21 protein-coding genes, 1 pseudogene, 1 riboswitch and 1 other annotated feature are annotated in these 20,495 nt (G+C 43.6%); all 22 genes and pseudogenes read right to left on the bottom strand.

Features of this window, described 5'->3' with window-relative positions; translation table 11 throughout:
* Positions 1–9 precede the first annotated feature (9 nt).
* The 22 genes and pseudogenes from ACHOLT_RS08045 to sigG all read right to left on the bottom strand — a co-directional run bounded on the left by ACHOLT_RS08045 (position 10) and on the right by sigG (position 20,451).
* Positions 10–585: a TetR/AcrR family transcriptional regulator gene (locus ACHOLT_RS08045; RefSeq protein ID WP_425807104.1), complete on the bottom strand. Its 576-nt coding sequence runs from the start codon at positions 583–585 to the stop codon at positions 10–12.
* A 270-nt stretch (positions 586–855) separates the two neighbouring features.
* Positions 856–1,857 carry a phosphate acetyltransferase gene (gene pta / locus ACHOLT_RS08040; protein ID WP_425807946.1) on the bottom strand — a complete coding sequence of 334 codons (1,002 nt, stop codon included), beginning with the start codon at positions 1,855–1,857 and terminating at the stop codon, positions 856–858.
* A gap of 149 nt (positions 1,858–2,006) precedes the next feature.
* Positions 2,007–2,738 (bottom strand): 2-phosphosulfolactate phosphatase, encoded by a 732-nt coding sequence (locus tag ACHOLT_RS08035; RefSeq protein ID WP_425807102.1) that lies wholly within the window; start codon positions 2,736–2,738, stop codon positions 2,007–2,009.
* Positions 2,739–2,909: 171 nt separating this feature from the next.
* Entirely contained in the window at positions 2,910–4,370 is a 1,461-nt protein-coding gene (gcvPB, locus tag ACHOLT_RS08030) for an aminomethyl-transferring glycine dehydrogenase subunit GcvPB (protein WP_425807100.1), read from the bottom strand.
* Entirely contained in the window at positions 4,367–5,707 is a 1,341-nt protein-coding gene (gene gcvPA / locus ACHOLT_RS08025) for an aminomethyl-transferring glycine dehydrogenase subunit GcvPA (RefSeq protein ID WP_425807097.1), read from the bottom strand. The genes gcvPB and gcvPA overlap by 4 nt, the downstream gene beginning before the upstream one ends.
* Before the next feature lies 1 nt (position 5,708).
* Positions 5,709–6,095: a glycine cleavage system protein GcvH gene (gene gcvH / locus ACHOLT_RS08020; protein WP_425807095.1), complete on the bottom strand. Its 387-nt coding sequence runs from the start codon at positions 6,093–6,095 to the stop codon at positions 5,709–5,711.
* Positions 6,096–6,131: 36 nt separating this feature from the next.
* Positions 6,132–7,235, bottom strand: coding sequence for a glycine cleavage system aminomethyltransferase GcvT (gene gcvT, locus ACHOLT_RS08015; RefSeq protein ID WP_425807093.1), 1,104 nt, complete (start codon positions 7,233–7,235; stop codon positions 6,132–6,134).
* A 228-nt stretch (positions 7,236–7,463) separates the two neighbouring features.
* Positions 7,464–7,571, bottom strand: a riboswitch (glycine riboswitch).
* 130 nt (positions 7,572–7,701) lie between these two features.
* On the bottom strand, positions 7,702–8,127 hold the full coding sequence (locus ACHOLT_RS08010; protein WP_425807944.1) for a methyl-accepting chemotaxis protein: 426 nt from the start codon (positions 8,125–8,127) through the stop codon (positions 7,702–7,704).
* 36 nt (positions 8,128–8,163) lie between these two features.
* Positions 8,164–8,559: pseudogene (locus ACHOLT_RS08005) on the bottom strand (sugar diacid recognition domain-containing protein); the annotation flags it as partial.
* A gap of 222 nt (positions 8,560–8,781) precedes the next feature.
* On the bottom strand, positions 8,782–11,559 hold the full coding sequence (ileS, locus tag ACHOLT_RS08000; RefSeq protein WP_425807091.1) for an isoleucine--tRNA ligase: 2,778 nt from the start codon (positions 11,557–11,559) through the stop codon (positions 8,782–8,784).
* Positions 11,560–11,625: 66 nt separating this feature from the next.
* Positions 11,626–11,829: a binding site (T-box leader), on the bottom strand.
* 52 nt (positions 11,830–11,881) lie between these two features.
* Positions 11,882–12,349: a hypothetical protein gene (locus ACHOLT_RS07995; RefSeq protein ID WP_425807089.1), complete on the bottom strand. Its 468-nt coding sequence runs from the start codon at positions 12,347–12,349 to the stop codon at positions 11,882–11,884.
* 98 nt (positions 12,350–12,447) lie between these two features.
* The gene (locus tag ACHOLT_RS07990) at positions 12,448–12,921 is read right to left on the bottom strand and encodes a DivIVA domain-containing protein (RefSeq protein ID WP_425807087.1); all 474 of its coding nucleotides are present in this window, start codon (positions 12,919–12,921) and stop codon (positions 12,448–12,450) included.
* Between the two features lie 17 nt (positions 12,922–12,938).
* Entirely contained in the window at positions 12,939–13,736 is a 798-nt protein-coding gene (locus tag ACHOLT_RS07985; RefSeq protein WP_425807085.1) for a YlmH/Sll1252 family protein, read from the bottom strand.
* The gene (locus ACHOLT_RS07980) at positions 13,733–13,981 is read right to left on the bottom strand and encodes a YggT family protein (RefSeq protein ID WP_425807083.1); all 249 of its coding nucleotides are present in this window, start codon (positions 13,979–13,981) and stop codon (positions 13,733–13,735) included. The genes ACHOLT_RS07985 and ACHOLT_RS07980 overlap by 4 nt, the downstream gene beginning before the upstream one ends.
* Positions 13,982–14,033: 52 nt before the next feature.
* Complete coding sequence (locus tag ACHOLT_RS07975; RefSeq protein WP_425807081.1) at positions 14,034–14,486, bottom strand: cell division protein SepF; 453 nt, start codon at positions 14,484–14,486, stop codon at positions 14,034–14,036.
* A 46-nt stretch (positions 14,487–14,532) separates the two neighbouring features.
* Positions 14,533–15,222, bottom strand: coding sequence for a YggS family pyridoxal phosphate-dependent enzyme (locus tag ACHOLT_RS07970; protein WP_425807079.1), 690 nt, complete (start codon positions 15,220–15,222; stop codon positions 14,533–14,535).
* A 63-nt stretch (positions 15,223–15,285) separates the two neighbouring features.
* Complete coding sequence (locus ACHOLT_RS07965) at positions 15,286–16,233, bottom strand: HlyD family efflux transporter periplasmic adaptor subunit (protein WP_425807077.1); 948 nt, start codon at positions 16,231–16,233, stop codon at positions 15,286–15,288.
* Positions 16,230–17,603 carry a two-component system histidine kinase PnpS gene (gene pnpS, locus ACHOLT_RS07960; RefSeq protein WP_425807075.1) on the bottom strand — a complete coding sequence of 458 codons (1,374 nt, stop codon included), beginning with the start codon at positions 17,601–17,603 and terminating at the stop codon, positions 16,230–16,232. Before pnpS ends, ACHOLT_RS07965 begins: the two co-directional genes overlap by 4 nt.
* Before the next feature lie 4 nt (positions 17,604–17,607).
* Positions 17,608–18,288: a response regulator gene (locus ACHOLT_RS07955; RefSeq protein ID WP_425807942.1), complete on the bottom strand. Its 681-nt coding sequence runs from the start codon at positions 18,286–18,288 to the stop codon at positions 17,608–17,610.
* Positions 18,289–18,297: 9 nt separating this feature from the next.
* On the bottom strand, positions 18,298–19,113 hold the full coding sequence (pgeF, locus tag ACHOLT_RS07950; RefSeq protein ID WP_425807072.1) for a peptidoglycan editing factor PgeF: 816 nt from the start codon (positions 19,111–19,113) through the stop codon (positions 18,298–18,300).
* A gap of 163 nt (positions 19,114–19,276) precedes the next feature.
* Positions 19,277–19,540 carry a YlmC/YmxH family sporulation protein gene (locus tag ACHOLT_RS07945; protein ID WP_425807070.1) on the bottom strand — a complete coding sequence of 88 codons (264 nt, stop codon included), beginning with the start codon at positions 19,538–19,540 and terminating at the stop codon, positions 19,277–19,279.
* A gap of 137 nt (positions 19,541–19,677) precedes the next feature.
* Entirely contained in the window at positions 19,678–20,451 is a 774-nt protein-coding gene (gene sigG, locus ACHOLT_RS07940) for an RNA polymerase sporulation sigma factor SigG (protein ID WP_425807068.1), read from the bottom strand.
* Positions 20,452–20,495: the final 44 nt, after the last annotated feature.

Below are 20,495 nucleotides of genomic sequence, written 5' to 3'. Positions count from 1 at the left end.
GCCTATCCCTTATTGGGCATTGGCTTTAGACAGTTGTTTGGCATAATCGGCAATATATTTGTCGATCTCCGTTCCAGTTAGCAATTGCTTGTTGACCAGGCAGAACATAAACAAGCCAAAATTATAGGTTAGAATATTTACAGCCCATATTTCTGCATCAGCCATGAAATATCCCTTTTCCTTCATTTCGGACAAGTAATCCATTAACAGTCTTTTTAGTTCACTAGGGAATCTAAATAGCGGAGCATCGGATATTGACATAAAATCATAATTACGGAACTGCATCATTATAATCTTCTGGTTCTTTAATAGATTTTCCTGGTAACATTGACAAATCTTAATTAGATCCCGTTCTAAATTTCCTTCCATTTGCTGCTCGAAGAGGTTTTTAAATTGCGGGGTAAAAATATAGATTTCATACATCGTCTCAAAGAGCTTCTGCTTCGAGGAAAAATGCCGAAACAGAGTCATTTCGCTGACTCCGGCGTGATGGGCAATCTCCTTCGTAGTAACGGCATGATATCCTCTTTGAGAAAAAAGGAATAAAGCAGCTTCAAGGATTCTTTCTTCCGATGTGGAAATCATATATTTCTCCTTTATATATTAAACTGCCTTTAAAATGTTAGTAGATACTAACAACATTTTATCATTTCTCCCTCCGTCTGTAAACAACCACCATATTATGCAAGCAAATTCCATTATTATCATGCACTTTTATTAAGTTATTCAAAAGAGCCGTAAAAAATTACAAAAAAATTGAGCATAAGTTAACTATAATGCAAACGCCTATGCTCAATTCGCTGATGGCAAATAAAAAAAAGCTGCCAACAAAAATGTCAGCAGCCTGAACTGTTATTATTTCGTATTCTGTGCCTGTACGGCGGTTATGGCCACAACGTTTACGATATCTTCAGAGCTGCAACCCCTTGAAAGATCGTTGATCGGTTTTGCAAAGCCTTGGCAGATAGGTCCAATAGCTTCTGCCCCAGCTAACCTTTGCACTAACTTATAACCGATGTTTCCTGCTTGGAGATCCGGGAACACAAGCACATTTGCTTCTCCAGCGACCTTCGAGTTCGGAGCCTTTTGCTTCCCTACTTTTTCAACGAGCGCAGCATCGGCCTGGAGCTCTCCCTCAATAGCGAGGTCTGGTCTTTGTTCGTTAGCCTTTTTCACTGCATTTTGGACTTTAGTCACGTTTTCGTGCTTTGCACTGCCCATAGTAGAGAATGAAAGCATCGCTACCTTTGGATCCATCCTGCAGAGATTTTTTGCTGTCTCTGCTGTGGAGATAGCGATTGCTGCAAGCTCATCCTCATTAGGATTCGGGTTTACAGCACAGTCGGCAAAGAGCATCGTGCCATCTTGACCATAGCTCTTATTCGGAATCAGCATGACAAAGAAAGAGGATACTACGCTAATGCCAGGTGCAGTCTTAACGATCTGAAGTCCAGGTCTAAGAAGGTCTCCCGTCGTATGTACAGCTCCTGAAACCATACCTTGGGCATCGCCCATCTTAACCATCAGGGTTCCGTAGTACATGGGATCCAGCAGTGTTTTTGCCGCCATCTCCTCAGTAACTCCCTTTGCTTTTCTGAGCTCATAGAACTCTTTGGCATAAGTGCCGGTTTTTTCAGATTTAGCGGGGTCGTGAATCTCTATCCCTTCGATACTTATGCCAAGTTTTTTTGCTTTTTCCTTAATGACTTCTTCGTTCCCCAGAAGGATCAGTTCAGCAATCTTTTCAGCATGGATAGTTGCTGCCGCCACCAGGTTTCGTTCTTCCTCGCCTTCCGGTAGGACTATTCTTTGGATATCGCTTTTGGCGAGATCCTTCATTGTTTTCAAAAAATCCATAATACAGTCTCCTCTCAAACTAATCTACTCGGCAGGTTCTAATTAGGGTTATACCTATTATCTGCAACACTCCACCATTATACTCTTTTTTTCCCGAAAATGGACCTTATTAACTAATTTTTTAAATATTTTAAAAATAACTTTTTTTCTTATAGTCCCCCCATTTGCCATATAACCTCTCCATTCACGAGAACAGGCACAATAGGAAGAATATTAGATGTGGAGCAATAGAAAACATCCTTTTCAAAACCTAATTTGAATAAAAGCTTACCATGATCCGATTGTTTAATGATATCAAGAAGGTTATTCTTAGAAATCTGGTAGAGCATCCGGGCAGCTTCTCCTAAATCATTAAGTCCAATATCTGGACCAAGAGCATCAATGAGCATACCTGCACATAACGTGTCAGGAAGATCAAATCGATCCTCCGTTCCTGCACAAAAAACAACAATTCCTTCTATTGAAGCCTTTTGTTTAAGACGGAAAATCTCACGCACAATGCTCTCAAGATTAAGAAAAGAAGCCATCCAAACAGCCTTAGCCTCAGAAGCGGCACGAATGGCACGGGTTCCATTTGTCGTCGTCATGATCACACGTTTCCCGCCCACTTTTTCTGGAGCATAGTCAAAAGGTGAGTTTCCCAAATCAAAACCATCAATGAGCACAGCCTGACGTTCGCCGCCAAGAAGTGCACCCGGCGTTTCCAAACGTTTAGCTAGGGCTTCTTCAGGACTAAGAACCGGGATTATGGCCTGACACCCATTAGCTAACGCTGTAACCATTGTGCTTGTTGCTCTTAACACATCGATAACAATGACAAGCTTATCTTCTAAATAAGGAAGGAAAGGGGCCCCAGCACAAGGAAGAACTTCGACTCGCATACCCATTACACATCCTTTATTTCTAATTTTTATTTTGTATAACTTCTCTTCTAATTCCTTAATTCCTGCTGTTTAAGGCTCAACGTATAAGAAATTAGAGCAAGCTAAAGCAATATCCTTGATTTTTTCAAACAAAATTTAAAAGGCCGCCCTACCGGCGACCTTAACAATTTAACCTTTATGCCAACGAAGATCTGGATGGCGAGCTGCTGAAGTTTCATCCAAACGTGTAACCAACGTATCATAAGGAGCATTTTTTACTTTCTCAGGATCTGTCTTTCCTTCTTCCGCAATACGGATTAGAGAATTCGCAAATTTCTCCAGGGTTTCCAAGTTTTCCGTTTCTGTGGGCTCAATCATCATTGCCTCTTCGACGATCAGCGGGAAATAGATTGTCGGCGGATGATAGCCGTAGTCAAGAAGCCGCTTGGCTATATCCAAGGTATGGATACCGTAAGGTTTCAGATCTTTCGGAGTAATAATAAATTCATGCATACATACACGATCAAAGGGAAGATAGAAATGTTCTTTAAGTATACTCATCAAAAAATTAGCATTGAGTACCGCATTCCGAGCCGCTTCTTTTAATCCATCCCCGCCCAGTGCTCGAATGTATGAGTACGCCCTGACTAAGACAGCGAAATTCGCCACAAAGGCTCGCACTCTTCCAATGGAAAGCGGACGGTCATAGTCCAGACTATAGCTTCCATCCTCTTTCTTAATGACAATAGGCTTGGGCAAAAAGGGTTTTAAGAATTCTTTGACTCCAACAGGACCTGCCCCTGGACCACCGCCGCCATGAGGCGTAGAAAACGTTTTATGCAGGTTGATATGCACCGCATCAAAACCCATATCACCAGGCCGGGCAAGCCCCATAATGGCATTGGCATTCGCTCCATCGTAGTAGACAAGTCCACCGACACTATGCACAATTTCCGCGATTTCTAAAATGTTCTCGTCAAAAAGGCCTAATGTATTAGGATTTGTAAGCATTAGTGCTGCGATTTCCTCATTGGCTACTTTGCGCAGAGCTTCAATATCGACACCGCCGCGTTCATTCGAAGGAACTTGAACAATTTCAAAACCGGCCATTGCAGCCGTTGCCGGATTCGTACCATGAGCAGAATCCGGTACAATGACTTTTGTCCGTTTTGTATCCTTTCGGTGAGCATGATAGGCTCTAACGATTAAAATACCCGTCATCTCCCCGTGAGCACCGGCAGCCGGCTGCAGCGTAAATGCATCCATTCCTGCAATTTGAGCCAGGTCATTTTGCAATTCATACATCAGCTGCAAGGAACCCTGTGTCAGCTCCTCAGGCTGATAGGGATGCATCATTGTGAAACCTGGAAGCCTTGCCAGCATCTCATTGACCTTAGGATTGTATTTCATCGTACAGGATCCCAGCGGATAGAATCCTGTGTCAACGCCATGGTTATACGTCGACAGTCGGGTGAAGTGCCGAACGGCATCCACTTCAGAAACTTCGGGCAGCTCCGGTTCTTGCGTACGCAGGTATTCAGAAGGAAGAAGAGAATTAAGAGCAGCCTCAGGAACATCGCATTGAGGCAAGCTGACAGCAGTTCTTCCTTCACGGCTTTGCTCAATGATCAAAGACTCTAATTCGCTCATTTTACTGCCTCCATTCCAACCACGAGCCGATCAATATCTGCCTTGCTCTTCGTCTCAGTTACGCAGAATAAAAGATGATGATCCATTTCGGGATAGAAACGGGAAAGATCAAGCCCGCCGATAATCTTGTCCTTCAGGAGTTCTTTATTAATCTCGGCAGGGCTGGCTGTTGTTTCAATAACAAATTCATGGAAGAAAGGCTGGTTAAAAGCAAGTTTCATCCCAGGGAGTTTGGAAATTTCCTGAGCAGCATAATGCGCTTTTTGTAAGTTCAAATTGGCCATATTCTTTAAGCCTTTCTTACCGAGGCCTGTCAAGTGAATCGTGAAAGCCAATGCACAGAGTGCTTCATTTGAGCAAATATTTGAGGTCGCCTTTTCACGGCGAATATGCTGTTCACGTGCCTGAAGGGTAAGTACATACCCCTTTTTACCGTTTTTATCGGTTGTTGCGCCTACGATACGTCCAGGCATCCGGCGGACATACTTAGCACGTGTTGCTAAAAAGCCCAAGTAGGGGCCGCCATAGTTCAGGGGATTGCCAAAAGGCTGCCCTTCACCTACAACAATATCAGCTCCGAGTTCACTCGGCGATTTTAATATTCCCAAGGATACGGGATTGACCGACATGATCAGAAGGGCTCCTTGGTTATGTGCAAGTTCACCGATTTCTGCTGCTTTTTCAATTCCTCCGAAGAAATTAGGACTTTGGAGAAGAACTCCTGCAACATTTTTCCCAAGGAGTTTTTCTAATTCCGCTAAGTCAACAACCCCTTCTTGAGATGGAACTTCAACGATCTCAACTCCCCGTGGAGGCAAGTAAGTTTGAAGAACTTCACGGTATTCCGGATGGATCGTTGTCGGAACAAGAACTGTCTTGCGGCGTGTCGCGTCGCAGCTCATGAGAGCAGCCTCGGCTAAGGCGGAAGCGCCGTCATACATGGAAGCGTTTGCCGCATCCATTCCTGTAAGTTCACAGACTAACGACTGATATTCGTAGATCGCAATGAGGGTACCTTGACTGATTTCCGGCTGATAAGGCGTATATGCTGTGTAAAATTCAGAACGCATCAGAAGCTGATCCACAAAGCTTGGAATATAATGCTCGTAAGCTCCCGCTCCTAAGAAGGAAGTATACTCTTCCAAATTGCCATTTTGTTTTGAAATCCCTTTAACAAGTTTGACCAGATCTTGCTCTGCCAGTCCGCCAGGTATGCTTAGCTTGGCCTGGCGCCGAACAGTTTCAGGGATATCTTTAAACAATTCATCAATCGATTTTACCCCAATTCTTGCCAACATCCGGTCCTGCTGACTAACTGTGTTCGGCACATAATTCATTTTAGTGCTCCTCCTCCTCGGCAAAGGATTCGTATTCTGCCGCAGACATCAAAGCATCAAGCTCTTTCACATCATCGGCTTCGACTTTAATGAGCCATCCTTCACCATATGGATCACTATTCAGTGTTTCGGGAGTATCAAGGATAGCGGCGTTAAACTCGATGACCTTTCCGCTCACCGACGAAACAATATCGGAAACGGCCTTTACTGATTCGACCGTGCCGTAAGCCTCTCCGGCTTTCACCTCTGCGCCTTCCTCCGGAAGCTCAACAAAAACAACATCCCCTAAACTTTCTTGGGCGTGATCTGTGATTCCTAAAGTAACGATATTCCCTTCAACTTTTGCCCACTCATGCGTAGTGGTGTACTTTAAATCGGTTGGATTCATGATAAATTCCTCCTCATTTATAATTTGTTTTTGTTATTATTTCATTTTTTCCCTTTTATAAAAGGGAGTAGCCGTGATTTGAACTTTTACTGCTTTGCCGCGAATGATGACATCTAAGGTTGAACCTAGCTCAGCTAAATCCGCTCGAATTAACCCCAAGGCGATATTTTTATTCAGGGTCGGTGAAAAGGATCCCGAGGTTACATACCCCACTTCTTCTCCGTTTTTTTGCAGGGAATAATGCGAACGGGCAATTCCTCGTTCAATCACTTCTAAACCGACAAGTTTGCGAGGAATACCTTCTGCCTTTTGAGCCTCCAGTGCTTCCTTGCCAATGAATTTTTCTTTGCCCAGTTTGACGAAAAATCCGATTCCTGCTTCGAGAGGAGAAATATCCGGACCTAATTCATTGCCGTAAAGGGGTAACCGCGCTTCAAAACGCAAGGTATCCCGAGCACCGAGTCCTATCGGTTTAACACCTTCCGAAGACCCTTCTTCAAGAATCTTTTGCCAGAGCCATGATGCTTTATCCGGAGCTATGTAAATTTCAAATCCATCTTCCCCTGTATACCCAGTCCGCGAAATAAGGCTGGGCACACCATCAATTTCTCCGTGTTTAAACCAATAGTATTTTATTTCTGCGAGGTCAACAGAAGTTATTCTTTGCAGAATCTGCTCAGCTAAAGGACCTTGTAACGCTAATTGAGCATATTGGCTTGAAACATTCTCCACTTGAACTTCATAACTGCCTGCCTGTTCCTGCATCCAGGCATAATCTTTATCCGTATTGGAAGCATTGACAACAATGAAGAAATGTTCTGAGTCATAGCGATAAACAAGGAGATCATCGACAATTCCTCCGTCAGGGTAACACATCGGGGAATAGAGAATCTGCCCGTCTTGAATACGCTTAACATCATTTGTGATCAAGTTCTGTACATAAGGAAGTGCATCCTTCCCTGTTACATTTACTTCACCCATATGGGACACATCAAAAAGCCCTGCCTTATTACGGACGGTATGATGTTCTTCAATCACTCCCGCATATTGAACAGGCATTTCCCAGCCGCCAAAATCAATAAGCTTTGCTTTAGCGCCAAGATGCTCCTCATAGAGCGGAGTACGTTTAAGTTCCGTCATTAAAAATGACACCTCCTTAGAATTGAGTATGACCAAGTTTAAAGCTTTCATGAAAATGAATGTGACAGACAGATCAAAGTGTGCAGCTGGGAGTGAATAATTGTTTTCCCTAAAAAGACACAAAAAAACAGAGGATAAACGCGTCGCGTTTCCTCTGTCCTTTAACCTGAGAGATTCGCCTGTCGGCTTCCCCTTTGGTGTTCTCATCTGAGAAACTCTCCAGAGCACCGTCTTTCAGCAGTACATTTGCCTGAGAGTTTCCATCCTTGATGAGCGACATCAAGAAGTTTGCTCCTTCGGCGTCCAATCTGATCGGATCTCTCCCACTGAAATCATTCGGTTCTTATGTAATTCTCCTATGCCCTATATTATACGCAGGAAGTTATCGTTTCGTCTATAAAAAATGATAAATATTTTATAAAAAATTTACGAAAAATTTCAGACCTTTACTGTTCATACTTATCGATTACAATTTGAGAGCCAACTCATTTAGTTCATCGCCGACACGCTGTACTCCTTCAATCATCACAGTAATGTTTTGAGTCGCCTTCGCCTGCTCCTCAGTGATCACCTTGTTTTGTTCGACCCCTTGCGTGATCCGATCGATGACTTCATGAAATTGATTCAAAATCGTTCCTATTTCATTTGCTGACCGGTTACTGTCCTCAGCTAATTTACGGACTTCCCCCGCGACAACAGAAAATCCTTTTCCATGTTCCCCAGCCCGAGCAGCTTCGATAGCTGCATTTAAACCTAACAAGTTGGTTTGCGTAGAGACACGGCGGATAAATTCAAGGATGTTTGCCGTGGCCTTCACTTGTTCTTTACCGTCTTGTGCAACTTCAGACACCGTTTGACTGATACCTGCAACTTCTTGAGCCGATGCCGCCATTTGCTGGATTGCTCCTGCGGCTTGTTCGATTGCGCTTCGTAAATGTTCTACATGATTACGAATTATTTCTTTCACTTCCTCATCCCTGAGCAACGAAAGAACTATAGCCACAGCAATTCGGGCTATTGGCGTAACTGTCGCAACTGGGCCTGCAACTCCAAAGCTTCCAAGTTTGTGCCCATCCATTTCAATGACAATATGGTAGCCCTCATGAAGCGCTCCGCCCGAACGCTCCTCGTCCTCTTTTGTAATAACAATTTCACGTGTTGAAGTTGTTAAAACCCGCTTACTTCCCGCATGTTGATGCCCTACTCGGGTGCCTGCAGTATCTGCAATTATTTTTCCTGTTGCATCACAAATAATGGTATGAAACCCTGTCTCTGAATAAATCAAATGAGAAATTCGCTCGGCAATCTCTGAGGTGAGAATCATGTGATCCACTTCCTTAACACCTAAAATTTTAATGATTTAACTTTTTAATATATTTGAAGATTAAGAGCAAATTTTCTAATCTAGGATAATTCTATAATAGTTTATGATATCTTGTCCATTTAAAAAAGCGCAAAAAGGGAATTGGAAATTTTCTATAAATTTAAAATAATGAGTCCCAAGAGCATTCGATGCTGCTCCAAGGACTCATCTCTTAATAATAGACTATTCTGTTTCTAGTTCATGAACTACCGAAGCACAACGCGGACAAAGCGAAGGATGTTTTTCATCCTTCCCAACTTCAGTATGATACATCCAACAGCGCTCGCACTTTTCACCTGTTGCAGGACTGACCTTAATGCTTAATCCTTCAATCGATTCCGCAGAAGCCGCATCCTGAGGCTTGGTACCTGCCGCTTGATGCAATTCCACAGCAGAAACGATAAAAATATCCGTAAGCTTAGGAACTTTTTTCAGGAACTCATAAAGATCCGCTGGAGTATAAAGATCAACTTGTGCCGTTAGCGGATGATTGATGAGCTTATCTTGACGGGCTTTTTCCAAAGCTTTCGTTACTTCTGCACGTATATCTAGAATACGGTCCCATTTAGCTTCAAGCTCTTCATCCTTCCATTCAGGCTTAGCTTTTGGCATTTCCTCAATTTGGATATTTGAAGCTTCGGCAACGCCTGGGACATAGGGCCAAATTTCATCCATTGTAAACGTAAGCACTGGAGCTAATAATCGAACTAAAGCATCTAAAGTTTGATAAAGCACGGTCTGCGCAGAACGTCGAAGTTCAGAGTTTTTCCCTTCAACATAAAGACGGTCTTTGGCAATATCCAGATAGATAGAACTTAACTCAACCGTACAGAAATTATGCGCGGTATGATATACCCAGTGGAACTCATATTTTTCATAGCCTTCAAGAACGCGGTCAATAACCTTCCCTAATTGAAGAAGGGCCCAACGGTCGATCTCAGGAAGCTTGCTGTAAGGAACTTGGTCCTTCGCAGGATCAAAATCCTTCAAATTGCTCAGCAAGAAACGCAAGGTATTTCTGATTTTGCGATAAGCCTCAGTCATCTGTTTCATAATCCGCGGTGAAGCAGCGACATCATTTTTGTAATCGGCCGAAGAAACCCAGAGTCTTAAAATATCTGCACCCATTTGGTTCATAACCTGAATTGGATCGACGCCATTACCCAGAGATTTTGATTGTTTACGTCCTTGCTCATCAACAAGGAAACCATGGGTAAGAACGGCCTTATATGGAGCCTTGCCGAAGGCGGCGACAGCTGTAGACAGAGAAGAATTAAACCACCCCCGATGTTGATCCGAGCCTTCGAGATAAAGGTCAGCGGGCCAAGTCAGTTCTTCTCTTTGTTTTAACACTCCGGTGTGGCTCGTTCCAGAATCGAACCAAACATCCATGATATCCGTTTCTTTACGGAAAGTATGACCGCCGCAGGAACAGGTCGTACCCTCTGGCAGCAGTTCCTCCGCCGTATGGGCGAACCACGCATCCGAACCTTCTTTGCGGAAAATCTCCTGAAGCTTCGCAATCGTTGCATCGTTTACGAGTTCTTTGCCGCATTCTTCACAGTAGAAAATAGGGATAGGCACACCCCAGGTCCGTTGCCGGGAAATACACCAGTCACCCCGGTCTCTGATCATGTTATAAATTCGGTCTTTACCCCAAGAAGGAATCCATTGAACTTGATCAATCTGCTCTAAGGCCTCTTTGCGAAACCCATCGATTGAGGCAAACCATTGTTCAGTCGCTCTGAAAATGATCTGATGTTTACAGCGCCAGCAATGAGGATAACTATGCTTAATCTTTTCCTCAAGCACCAACGCATTGCACTTTTTCAAATCCTCGATCACGATTGGGTTTGCCTTGTCAACTTTAAGCCCGACATAAGGTCCGCCTTCTTCTGTAAACTTTCCCTGGTGGTCAACAGGACAAATCACGGGCAATCCGTATTTTTTACCGACAATAAAGTCGTCTTCCCCATGGCCGGGAGCAGTATGAACGAAACCCGTACCTTGTTCCAGAGTCACATGCTCACCCAGAATAAGAAGCGATTCCCTATCCAGAAGCGGATGTTTACATGTTATTCTTTCCAGATCCTTTCCTTGGCAGGTTTTCTCAACAGGCAATTCCAGATTCCAAAGACCCCGAAGTCGTTCGAGAAGACCTTCTGCCAGCAGCCAATGCTCTTCCCCAACTTTGACTTGAGCATAAGTGAAATCCGGGTGGGCACTAATAGCCACGTTGGCAGGAATGGTCCAGGGAGTCGTTGTCCAAATGACAATATACGTATTTTTATCGTTAAGAATTCCCTTGCCATCTTGAACAGCAAACTTTACATATATCGCGGAAGAGGTTGTGTCCGCATATTCAATTTCAGCTTCTGCTAAAGCTGTTTCACATGAGGGGCACCAATATACCGGTTTTAAGCCTTTATAAATATAGCCTTTTTTGGCCATTTCGCCAAAAACACCGATTTGCTCAGCTTCATAATTTTTATGGAGAGTAAGATAGGGATGTTCCCAATCCCCACGAACACCTAAACGTTTAAAACCATCCCGCTGGATACTTACGTATTTCTTAGCATATTCTTTACAACGGGCGCGAAATTCAAGATGAGAAACCGCATGCCGATTTACGCCTAACTTTTTAATTACCTGCTGCTCGATCGGCAGTCCATGCGTATCCCAGCCCGGTACATAAGGAGCGTCATAGCCCATCATCGTCTTATACTTAACAATAATATCTTTGAGTACCTTATTTAAAGCATGACCGAGATGGATATCTCCGTTGGCATAAGGGGGACCATCATGCAGAATAAACTTAGGGTGACCCGCTCTTGCTTTTTGCACACGCTCGTAAAGATTGCTTTCTTCCCATTTCTTCAAAATCTCCGGTTCGCGTTGGGGCAGATTCCCACGCATTGGAAAATCGGTTTCCGGTAGGTTTAGAGTATCCCGGTAATCCATGACCATTCCTCCTATGTTATCTATAAATAAAAATATTTAGATAAAATAAAAAATCCCTGTCCTCATAAAAGGGACGGGAAATTCTCGCGGTGCCACCCTTGTTGCTAAACTTAGCCACTCAGAACCCGTAACGAAGGTTATCCGGAGAAGCTTACTTTAAGTTCAGCTTCTCACTCCAAGGTGATTTCTTTTGTCTTACCTCACGGGCTTGCACCAATTCCCGCTCGCTGAAGAGGCGAGGACAAAGACTGTCCCTGTCAACGAATTATAATCATATTTAATGCATATTTAATGCATATTTAATGCATATTTATTGCATATTCTATACAAAAATTTTTCGTATAGTGCTTACAAGTTTTGCAGTTCCATCCGATTCAAAGGGTTCTACTAAAAATAAGCAAAGATAAGAAATCTTTCTTTCTTTCCAGTCCTGAAGAACTTCGGATAGTTCTTCTTTAGCAAGAGTGACCTGATGGGAATCTGATTCATGAGATAAGCCAACCACAATTCCGCGCTGCTCTATTTCATCAAGGGCTTTGAATGCACGGTCAAGCAATTCATCGCTTCCAGACATAAGTACATCTCCGGCACGAAAAGGTCCTTCTTTTGCCGTGCCAATATAAATGACTTGAGTCTCTACAGGAAAAGCAATCAACTCATCAATGGTTCGAACAAGCTCCACTTCATGACGGCCAACTTTTGCAGTTGGCTTGGCGTTTTCCAGGGTATTTAATCCTAACCCCTGAACCAGGAAATCGGAAGCCAGTTCCGTGTACAATATGCTCTTCATAACCAGCCGCCTTCTCCATTAAACTATTATAAAGCCATATCGTATATTTTACCATGATTTTAACCCGTTCCGCAAGATTTAAAACCTCGGCTTTATCCTCAAGAAATCTCATCCAGAGCTTTATCCTCTTTGCTAAAGGCATCTGCGAGATCAAGCTGTGCACGAAGAAAAGACTTCAGTTGAGTACGGACAAGTTCCCGCCTTTTCATTAGCTCCTCAATCTCTTCATTTACTTCATCAAGTTTCTTCTGCGCTTCCCGGAATCGCTGAGCTTTCTCTTGTTCAGCAGTCTTAAGCATAAGCTCAGCCTCATGGCGTGCGGACTGCTTCACTTCCTCTGCTGTTTGCTGAGCCAGAACCATCGTCTGCTGCAATGTTCCCTCTAATTGTTTATATTGTTTCAGTTCTTGCTCAAAACGCTGGACTTTTTCTCGAAGCTCGAAATTTTCTGTATAAAGAGTTTCAAACTCCTTGCTCACTGTATCAAGAAATTTTTCTACTTCTTCGGCTTGATAGCCACGAACCCCTTTACGAAACTCTTTATTCCGGATGTCCATCGGAGTCATTGGCATAATTTTTTTCTCCTTTCCTATCGCTTTTGTTTTCGGTAAAGTGCAACTTTCCAAGCGATTCTCCCTTTCCGTGTCTCGCTCGTCTCTAAAAGGCGAAAACGGCCCTGACCGCGGCAAGAGATGATATCCCCCGGTTTTACTTCCAAATCTGTTTTATTAATGATGAGGTCATTCCGCTTAACTTTCCCTTGATTTATCCATTCCTGAACAACTCCACGGGCAGCTTTGAACCCTGCCGCTGCAACAGCGTCGATTCGTGAAGAAGCAACCGTAATCCGAATCTCCTCACCCGGATCTTCACAAAGGTATAACTCTCCCTGCTGCCGCTGAACGTTAAGAACGACTTTGCCGGCCTTTCTCCACTCCTGAAGCAAATAAGGAGCAATCTCTTCAGCAACGGCAACCACCATGCCTTGGAGGCCGTGTCGGATATCTCCGATGAGCTCTCTTTTTAAACCTAAGCTCATTAAGGAACCAAGTATCTGCCGATGCTCTAATGCAGCTTTATGATCCGCTGCGTTTACGGTTAAGAGGGCTATTCCATCTTCCACCCGCTCAAAATCCCCTTGATTTCCCCCGAGGAGATATACCACTCGTTCAGAATCCTCAAAACCGCCTTTCGCCAGAAACATGAGGTGTTCCTTTTTAAGGACACCTTCAAACCATTGGGCTAAAGCCCTCCCTAAAAAGGGCGTTCTTTTAGGAAGATGCTCCTCGATCACTTCATCTGCAATATCTAAAAGATGCGCCGCTTCGAGGCGCATCTCTTTATCTTGCCAGAAGGCTAAAACACTCCTGTCAATCCACTGTTTCATACTGTAACCCTCGATATGAGGCTAAAAATGAGGGGCAATACGTAAGCACGAATGATATAGAGTGCAAAATAGGCAATCAACGGGGATATATCGATCCCAAATCCACCGCCTTGGATTTGAAACCGCCGGAAGGGTCTCAAGAGGGGTTCGGTGACTTCATCGAGGATTCGCACAATGGGATTATCGGATAATTGAGGAACCCAAGAAAGGAGCGCACGAATAACGATTGCATACCCAAGGAGCATAAGTACTGCATCGGCAACTTGATATATTAACGTGAGGATAAAATCACTTCCCTTATTTGCTGCTTATCGGCCAGGAAAATAGTCCCTTTTCTTTAATTCCTTCATGTGTTTCTCCTGAAATATCCACATTATTAGGAACAAAAAGAAAGATTCCCTGACCTACTTTTTGCATATTGCCACCTAAAGCATAGGTTGTTCCGCTGACAAAATCGACAATTCGTTTAGCCAAATTTCGGTCTGTATTCTCTAAATTAACAATCACAGGGCGCCGATTTTTTAATTGATCCGCAATATTTTGAGAATCCTCAAATGAAGTCGGTTCCAATACAACAACTTTAACTTGTTTTTGGCTGTGAATGCTCACGACCTGGGCACTTTTCCGGCCTGAAGACCGTACTTCCTCCTGTACGCCTTTTTCAGTTTCCTCTTCATCGAGAAGTTCTTCTTCAGCCTCTTCATCCGAAAATCCCATAATTCCAATGACTTTGTCAAATATCTTGGCCATGACTTATTCCTCCCTTAAGCTTATTTATACTCAATTAAAATGTTTGCTAATAATGACGTTCCCCAAAAATCCGCCTTCCAATCCGTACCATCGTCGCTCCCTCGGCAATGGCTAATTCGAAATCACGACTCATTCCCATCGAGAGTTCTGTTAGCTTAACCTGTGGAATTTCTTTAGTCTGCAATAAATCCCTAATCTGGCGAAGTTCCCGGAAAAACATTCGCGTTTCCTCTGATGTAGCCTCTAAAGCCCCAATAGTCATTAAACCGTGAACCCGGATATGTTGACAATCGGCAACAGCATCTAAAAAATCCTCAACTTCCTGCGGCATTAACCCCGCTTTATTCGGGTCACGGGCCGTGTTAACTTGTATAAGCACAGGCCAGATGATATTTCGCTTAGCACCCTGTTCTTCAAGGGCTGTTAAGAGGCTTAAACGATCCAGAGAATGAATCAGTGCTATCTGATTATTTAAATACTTTACTTTATTCGTTTGTAAACGCCCGATCAAATGCCATTCACAGTCGTGCGGCAGCAGAGGGTGTTTTTCCATCCATTCCTGCACCCGGTTTTCCGCAAAAACACGCTGTCCTGCCTCATAAGCTTCCTTTACAGCTTCCGCCGGCATCATTTTGCTTACGGCTAAAAGTTTAATTTGTTCCGGATGCCGACCTGAATTTTGAGCAGCTGCAAAAATTCTTTGGTAGATTTGCTTCAAATTGTCATCGATTCTCACTGAAAACACCTGCCATGCTGAAAGATTCTACACTTTCTACTTTTTTCCTGCCGATTCCAGTCCCTAAGACGGGATTTTTACATTCGCCGTCAGACCTTCAAGGTCTGAACGGGGATTTTTAACGACGGGAATACCTTGGGGAAGCTTTTCTACACAAGCGAGAGTTTCATTTTCATCTATAACTTTGACTTTTCGGAACTGATATATTCCGTCTTGGATTACAAGTACCCCTTGCTCTTCGCCTTTTGTATAGAGTGCGCTTTTAGAAATGACAACCCCGCTGACCTCAGGCTGAGAAATCCAACTCACCTCTTGAATGCGATGATTCGCTGTTCCTTCAAGGTATTGACTAAAGCGTACGACGATTCCTTGGGGCTGATCAGATTTTCGCATGATCTTTGCGCTCTGAACCTGCCCTCCCACATTAAATTTTATCGTCTGGCCTTTGGTTAAATTGGATGTGGGCTTTAGTTCAATAAAAGCGGCGGTCGGGGTTAAATTATTAACCATTTTCCCTAAAGCGGTCCCTGCCTGGACGACATCAGTCTGGGATTTTGAATTTCCTTTTTGATCTAAAACTTTGGATAAATCCATGGTCAATAAATTTTGCGGGGTGAGCATATTTTCCAACCCGTCTGTTTCTTGATATAAAAGCCCGCCGTTAGGCGCACTGACATAAGCTGTGGCTTTAGCAGAACTTGCCCCGGGATCAGCCCCTTCAGGGTAGATTTCCGCCACTGTTTCGCCGCGTCGAAATCTCTGGGCTTCTTTGCCCTGAAATTTAACTTTACCTGCAGCGGGAGATTGAATAGGGTACTCTTCATTAGCGAAGACAGCGTTAACCTTAACATTATGATCGATACTGCCTGCCTTTGCCAATTCAACGCTGATTGATCCGGCAATCCAGTGAGATCGATATACCCAGCCTAAAGAGCCGAGAAGAAGTACTATAAACAGCCCTAACCCAAGCATTTTTTTAACAGAGTCTCGCCCTTTCTTTTTTTTATTCAATCTAATTCCCCCTGTTGAACGGCCGGTAAATCACAGGAGAACACGGAGCCCGAACCCAATCGGGAGGCAACCTTAATTCTCCCCTTTGAACCCTCAACAATATGTTTAACTATGCTTAAACCAAGACCTGTCCCGCCTTGTTCGCGCGAACGCGCCTTATCAACACGATAAAATCGTTCAAAAATTCGGGGCAAATCATGTTCAGGAATCCCGCATCCGGTATCCCCAAACTCTAAATGGACGAAGGAATTTTCATAAGAAACTGATAGCCAAATCTTCCCCTGATTCGTATATTTAACCGCATTTTCGAGCAAATTTAAGAGCACCTGGCTAAGTAAGTCTATTCCCATCTCCACAGGAGGTAAATCGGGAGGAATATTTACAATAAGCTCAAGTCCTTTAGCCTCGGCATAGGATTCAATCACCGGCTTAATTTTTTCATAGGCTTCTTGAATACTGCTCAAACTCGTTTCCGACTCTCCCCGTCGATTCTCAATGCGGGAAAGTGTAAGCAGGTCGTCGATTAATCGTTGTAACCGCAGGGTTTCCGTTTGAATAATCTTTAAAAAACGTTCACGATGTTCAGGAATCTCGGCTGCTCCATCGAGAAGAGTTTCTACAAATCCCTTGATCGAGGTTAAAGGAGTTCGAAGTTCATGAGAGACATTTCCAACAAATTCTGTTCGAATCTGTTCTAACCTTCTCAGCTCTGTTACATCATGACAAACGATTACAGCTCCCCGAGGGCGGGTTGGTTCCCCCAGGTACGGACTGATCTGAACTCGAACATTTTTAGCATTTAAGATAAGTTCCGTACTTCCAAATTGGCCTTTCTCCAAAGTTTCCCGAACAAGCTCTTCTAAGACATTATATCCCTGAGCTTCAGTTAAATATTTGCCTTTGACTTTATCTTCCGGGAAACCAAAAATCTCCTCGGCAGCAGCATTGACTAAAACTACCCGGCCGACTTGATCGAGTGCAACTACACCTTCCTGCATTCCAGTGACAATAGCTTCAATTTTTTGAGCTTCTTGACTGTTTTTTTGAGCATTGACTTTAAACTGCTGAGCAAGTGAAATCATCTCCGTACCAAGCTGACCTAACTCATCGGATGAATCCGGCAAATAAACTCCGGTAAAATCCCCCTGGGCAATGGACTGAGCTGTACTATTTAATTTCTTTAAACGCTGATTCAGTTTTGCAGCTAGATAATAGATGACTCCCGCAGGCAGCAAAAGTGCCAAAATAAACGTCGTAAAGTCAAAGTAAAAAGTTTCCCCGCTGATTGCTCTCTCTCCCAGCCAAAAAAGGAATAAAGAAAGAGAAGAGCCGGCTAAATAAATGCCAAAAATTTTCCACTTAATTTCCATAATTTTACCCTTTTAACCTATAGCCTATGCCGCGCAGTGTCTCAATATATTCGGGATTTGAGGAATCTTTCTCCACTTTTTGGCGCAAGTGCCGTACGTGTACATCCACAGTACGTGTATCTCCAGCATATTCATAGCCCCAAACCCGCTCTAAAAGTTCATCTCTTGAATATACTTTACCCGGATGAGCCGCCAGAACGCGCAAAAGTTCAAACTCTTTTGGCGTTAGTTCAACCTCTTCTCCCCGCACGGATACTTGAAAGCGATTGAGATCAATCCTTAAATCGCCGCGAATAATTTCATTATCCTGAGCCTGTGGTCTAATCCTGCGAAGGCGTGCCCGAATCCGCGCTAAAAGTTCGCGAGGACTGAAAGGCTTTGTCAAATAGTCATCAGCACCTAATTCTAAGCCTAGGACCTTATCGATCTCTTCCCCTTTTGCCGTCAACATGATGACAGGAAGGTCGCGAAGTTTGGAATTTTGGCGAAGCTGATTACATACCTCTAACCCATCCATCCCCGGAAGCATAACATCGAGAACGACTAAATCCGGTCGTTTTTCTTCAATCATCTTAAGTGCAGCCGGCCCATCAAAGGCAATTAAAACATTATATCCTTCATTTTCGAGATTAAATTTCAAAAGCTCCTGAATGGGTTCTTCGTCATCGACGACTAAAATCGTCATGGCCATTCCCTATTCCTCCTCAACCCTGCGCCGAATCCATCCCGCCATGCGCCCTGTGTTAGGGCCTTCCCGCCGATGGGAGAAAAACCGGTCTGTATGACAAGCGGTACAAATAGAAGCACTCGCAATATTTTCCGGAAGCACTCCTCCCACAAGCAATAGCTGCCGATTGGCCTCCCATAGATCCAACATACCATGCCCTGGGCGAGTTAATTTTATAAAGGGTGTTTTGTTAAAAGCCTCAGAAAAAAGTCTTATGACACGCTCATCAACTTCATAACAGCAAGGTCCAATACTGGGTCCCAAGGCTGCCCAGCATTCATTGGGTTTTCCGCCAAGAACTTCAAGTTTCCTCAGAACCTCCAATACAATCTTCCCGACTGTACCCCTCCAGCCGGCATGAGCAATGCCCACAGCACCAAGGGCAGGATGATAAAAATAAACGGGAACACAATCCGCAAAAAACGCCATCAATCCCAGAGAACTCTGGGTAACCAACCCATCCACACCTGGCAGCACCGATTTCAAATCCCTGCCGCCCCGTCCTGAATCAGAGGCCTGTGCGACATGAACCTTTACGCCATGAACTTGTTCTCCGATCACAACATCATTCCAAGATGCATTCCATTCTAAAAGCCAACGCTCACGATTAAGCAAAACTGTCTCAGGATTGTCACCCACATGCAATCCTAAATTTAAAGAATCATAGGGAGCATCCCCAGCGCCACCCTCACGCGTGGAAAAGCCAATTTGAATCCCTTGTTTTTCCCACTCCGGAAGAGTGAGATAAGTTAACCTTTTTCCTCTTTTATAAATCCAGCTCATTATCGGCTCCTTATTACGGCTCCTTATTACGCTTCCTTTAACTATACCATAATTTTTCCAGTCAAAAAACCTACTTAAGTCCTATCTTTTCCATAAATCTTCGACATATTACATACAAAAAGCTCCCCGGGGGGAGCAAGCATGGTTATATGAGTCTATCAATTTAAGGATCGTTGTTAAACTCCGGCAGATCATGTGCATCTACCAAAATTACATCGACTCCAATCTTCTTGACACGCTCCCAAGGAATTGCAATGTCTTCAGTCCGATTCCCGCCGAAAAATCCCCAGCTGCGTGAGGCTCCCGGAACAACAATCCCCTTAACAACGCCGCGCTCCAAGTCAAGATCTAAATCCTTAATAGGACCTAACCGTCGTCCATCTTGAATATTAACAATATCTAACATTCGAAGTTCAGAAATCCGCATCCGAATACCTCCCCGAATATGAACACATCAGGCTAGACTTCAGGTAAAAGAGCTTCACCTGAAGATTAGTTTTCTTTATCTCTATGAGGAAGTATCGATTTTTAGACTATGTACCTCAGAACGTTAAACTGTATTTCTCATACATACTTTCGCATATGGTTAAGAGCCGCTTTTTCTAAGCGCGAAACTTGGGCCTGGGATATACCGATTTCGTCCGCAACTTCCATCTGTGTTTTACCGTGAAAAAATCGCAAGGATAGAATGAGCTTTTCCCTTTCGCTTAGACGTCTTAAAGCTTCACGTACAGCAATTCCTTCCAGCCAGCTTGTATCCGAGTGTCTTTCATCACCGATTTGATCCATCACAAAGATAGGGTCTCCACCGTCATGGTAGATGGGTTCAAAAAGCGAAATAGGCTCTTGAATTGCATCTAAAGCAAAGATCACTTCTTCCCTCGGTAAAGTCAATTTATTTGCAATTTCTGAAACCGTCGGTTCGCGCGAGCATTCGCTGACTAACTGATCGCGGACCTGCAAAGCCTTATAGGCAATATCCCTTAAGGAACGACTTACTCGGATCGGATTATTGTCCCTTAAATACCGTCGGATTTCGCCAATAATCATCGGTACAGCATACGTTGAAAATTTGACATTCTGCCCCAAATCGAAATTGTCAATTGCTTTCATCAAACCAATGCAACCCACCTGGAAAAGATCATCAACGTACTCTCCCCGATTAGTAAACCTTTGAATAACACTGAGTACAAGACGTAAATTACCATGAATCAGTTTCTCTCTGGATTCACGCTGCCCACTTTGATATGCAACAAATAATTCATTCATTTTTGAACTATTCAGGACAGGAAGTTTAGAGGTGTTCACTCCACAGATTTCAACCTTGTTTAAAGCCATTCGAGCACTCACCTTCCAAGCCAAATTTTCTCTTGGTGAGTATA

This window comes from Desulfitobacterium nosdiversum, from assembly GCF_049860565.1.
GTDB lineage: Bacteria > Bacillota > Desulfitobacteriia > Desulfitobacteriales > Desulfitobacteriaceae > Desulfitobacterium_A > Desulfitobacterium_A nosdiversum.
Note: the sequence above shows the minus strand (reverse complement) of the source record. Positions and strands in the feature narration are given on the sequence as shown.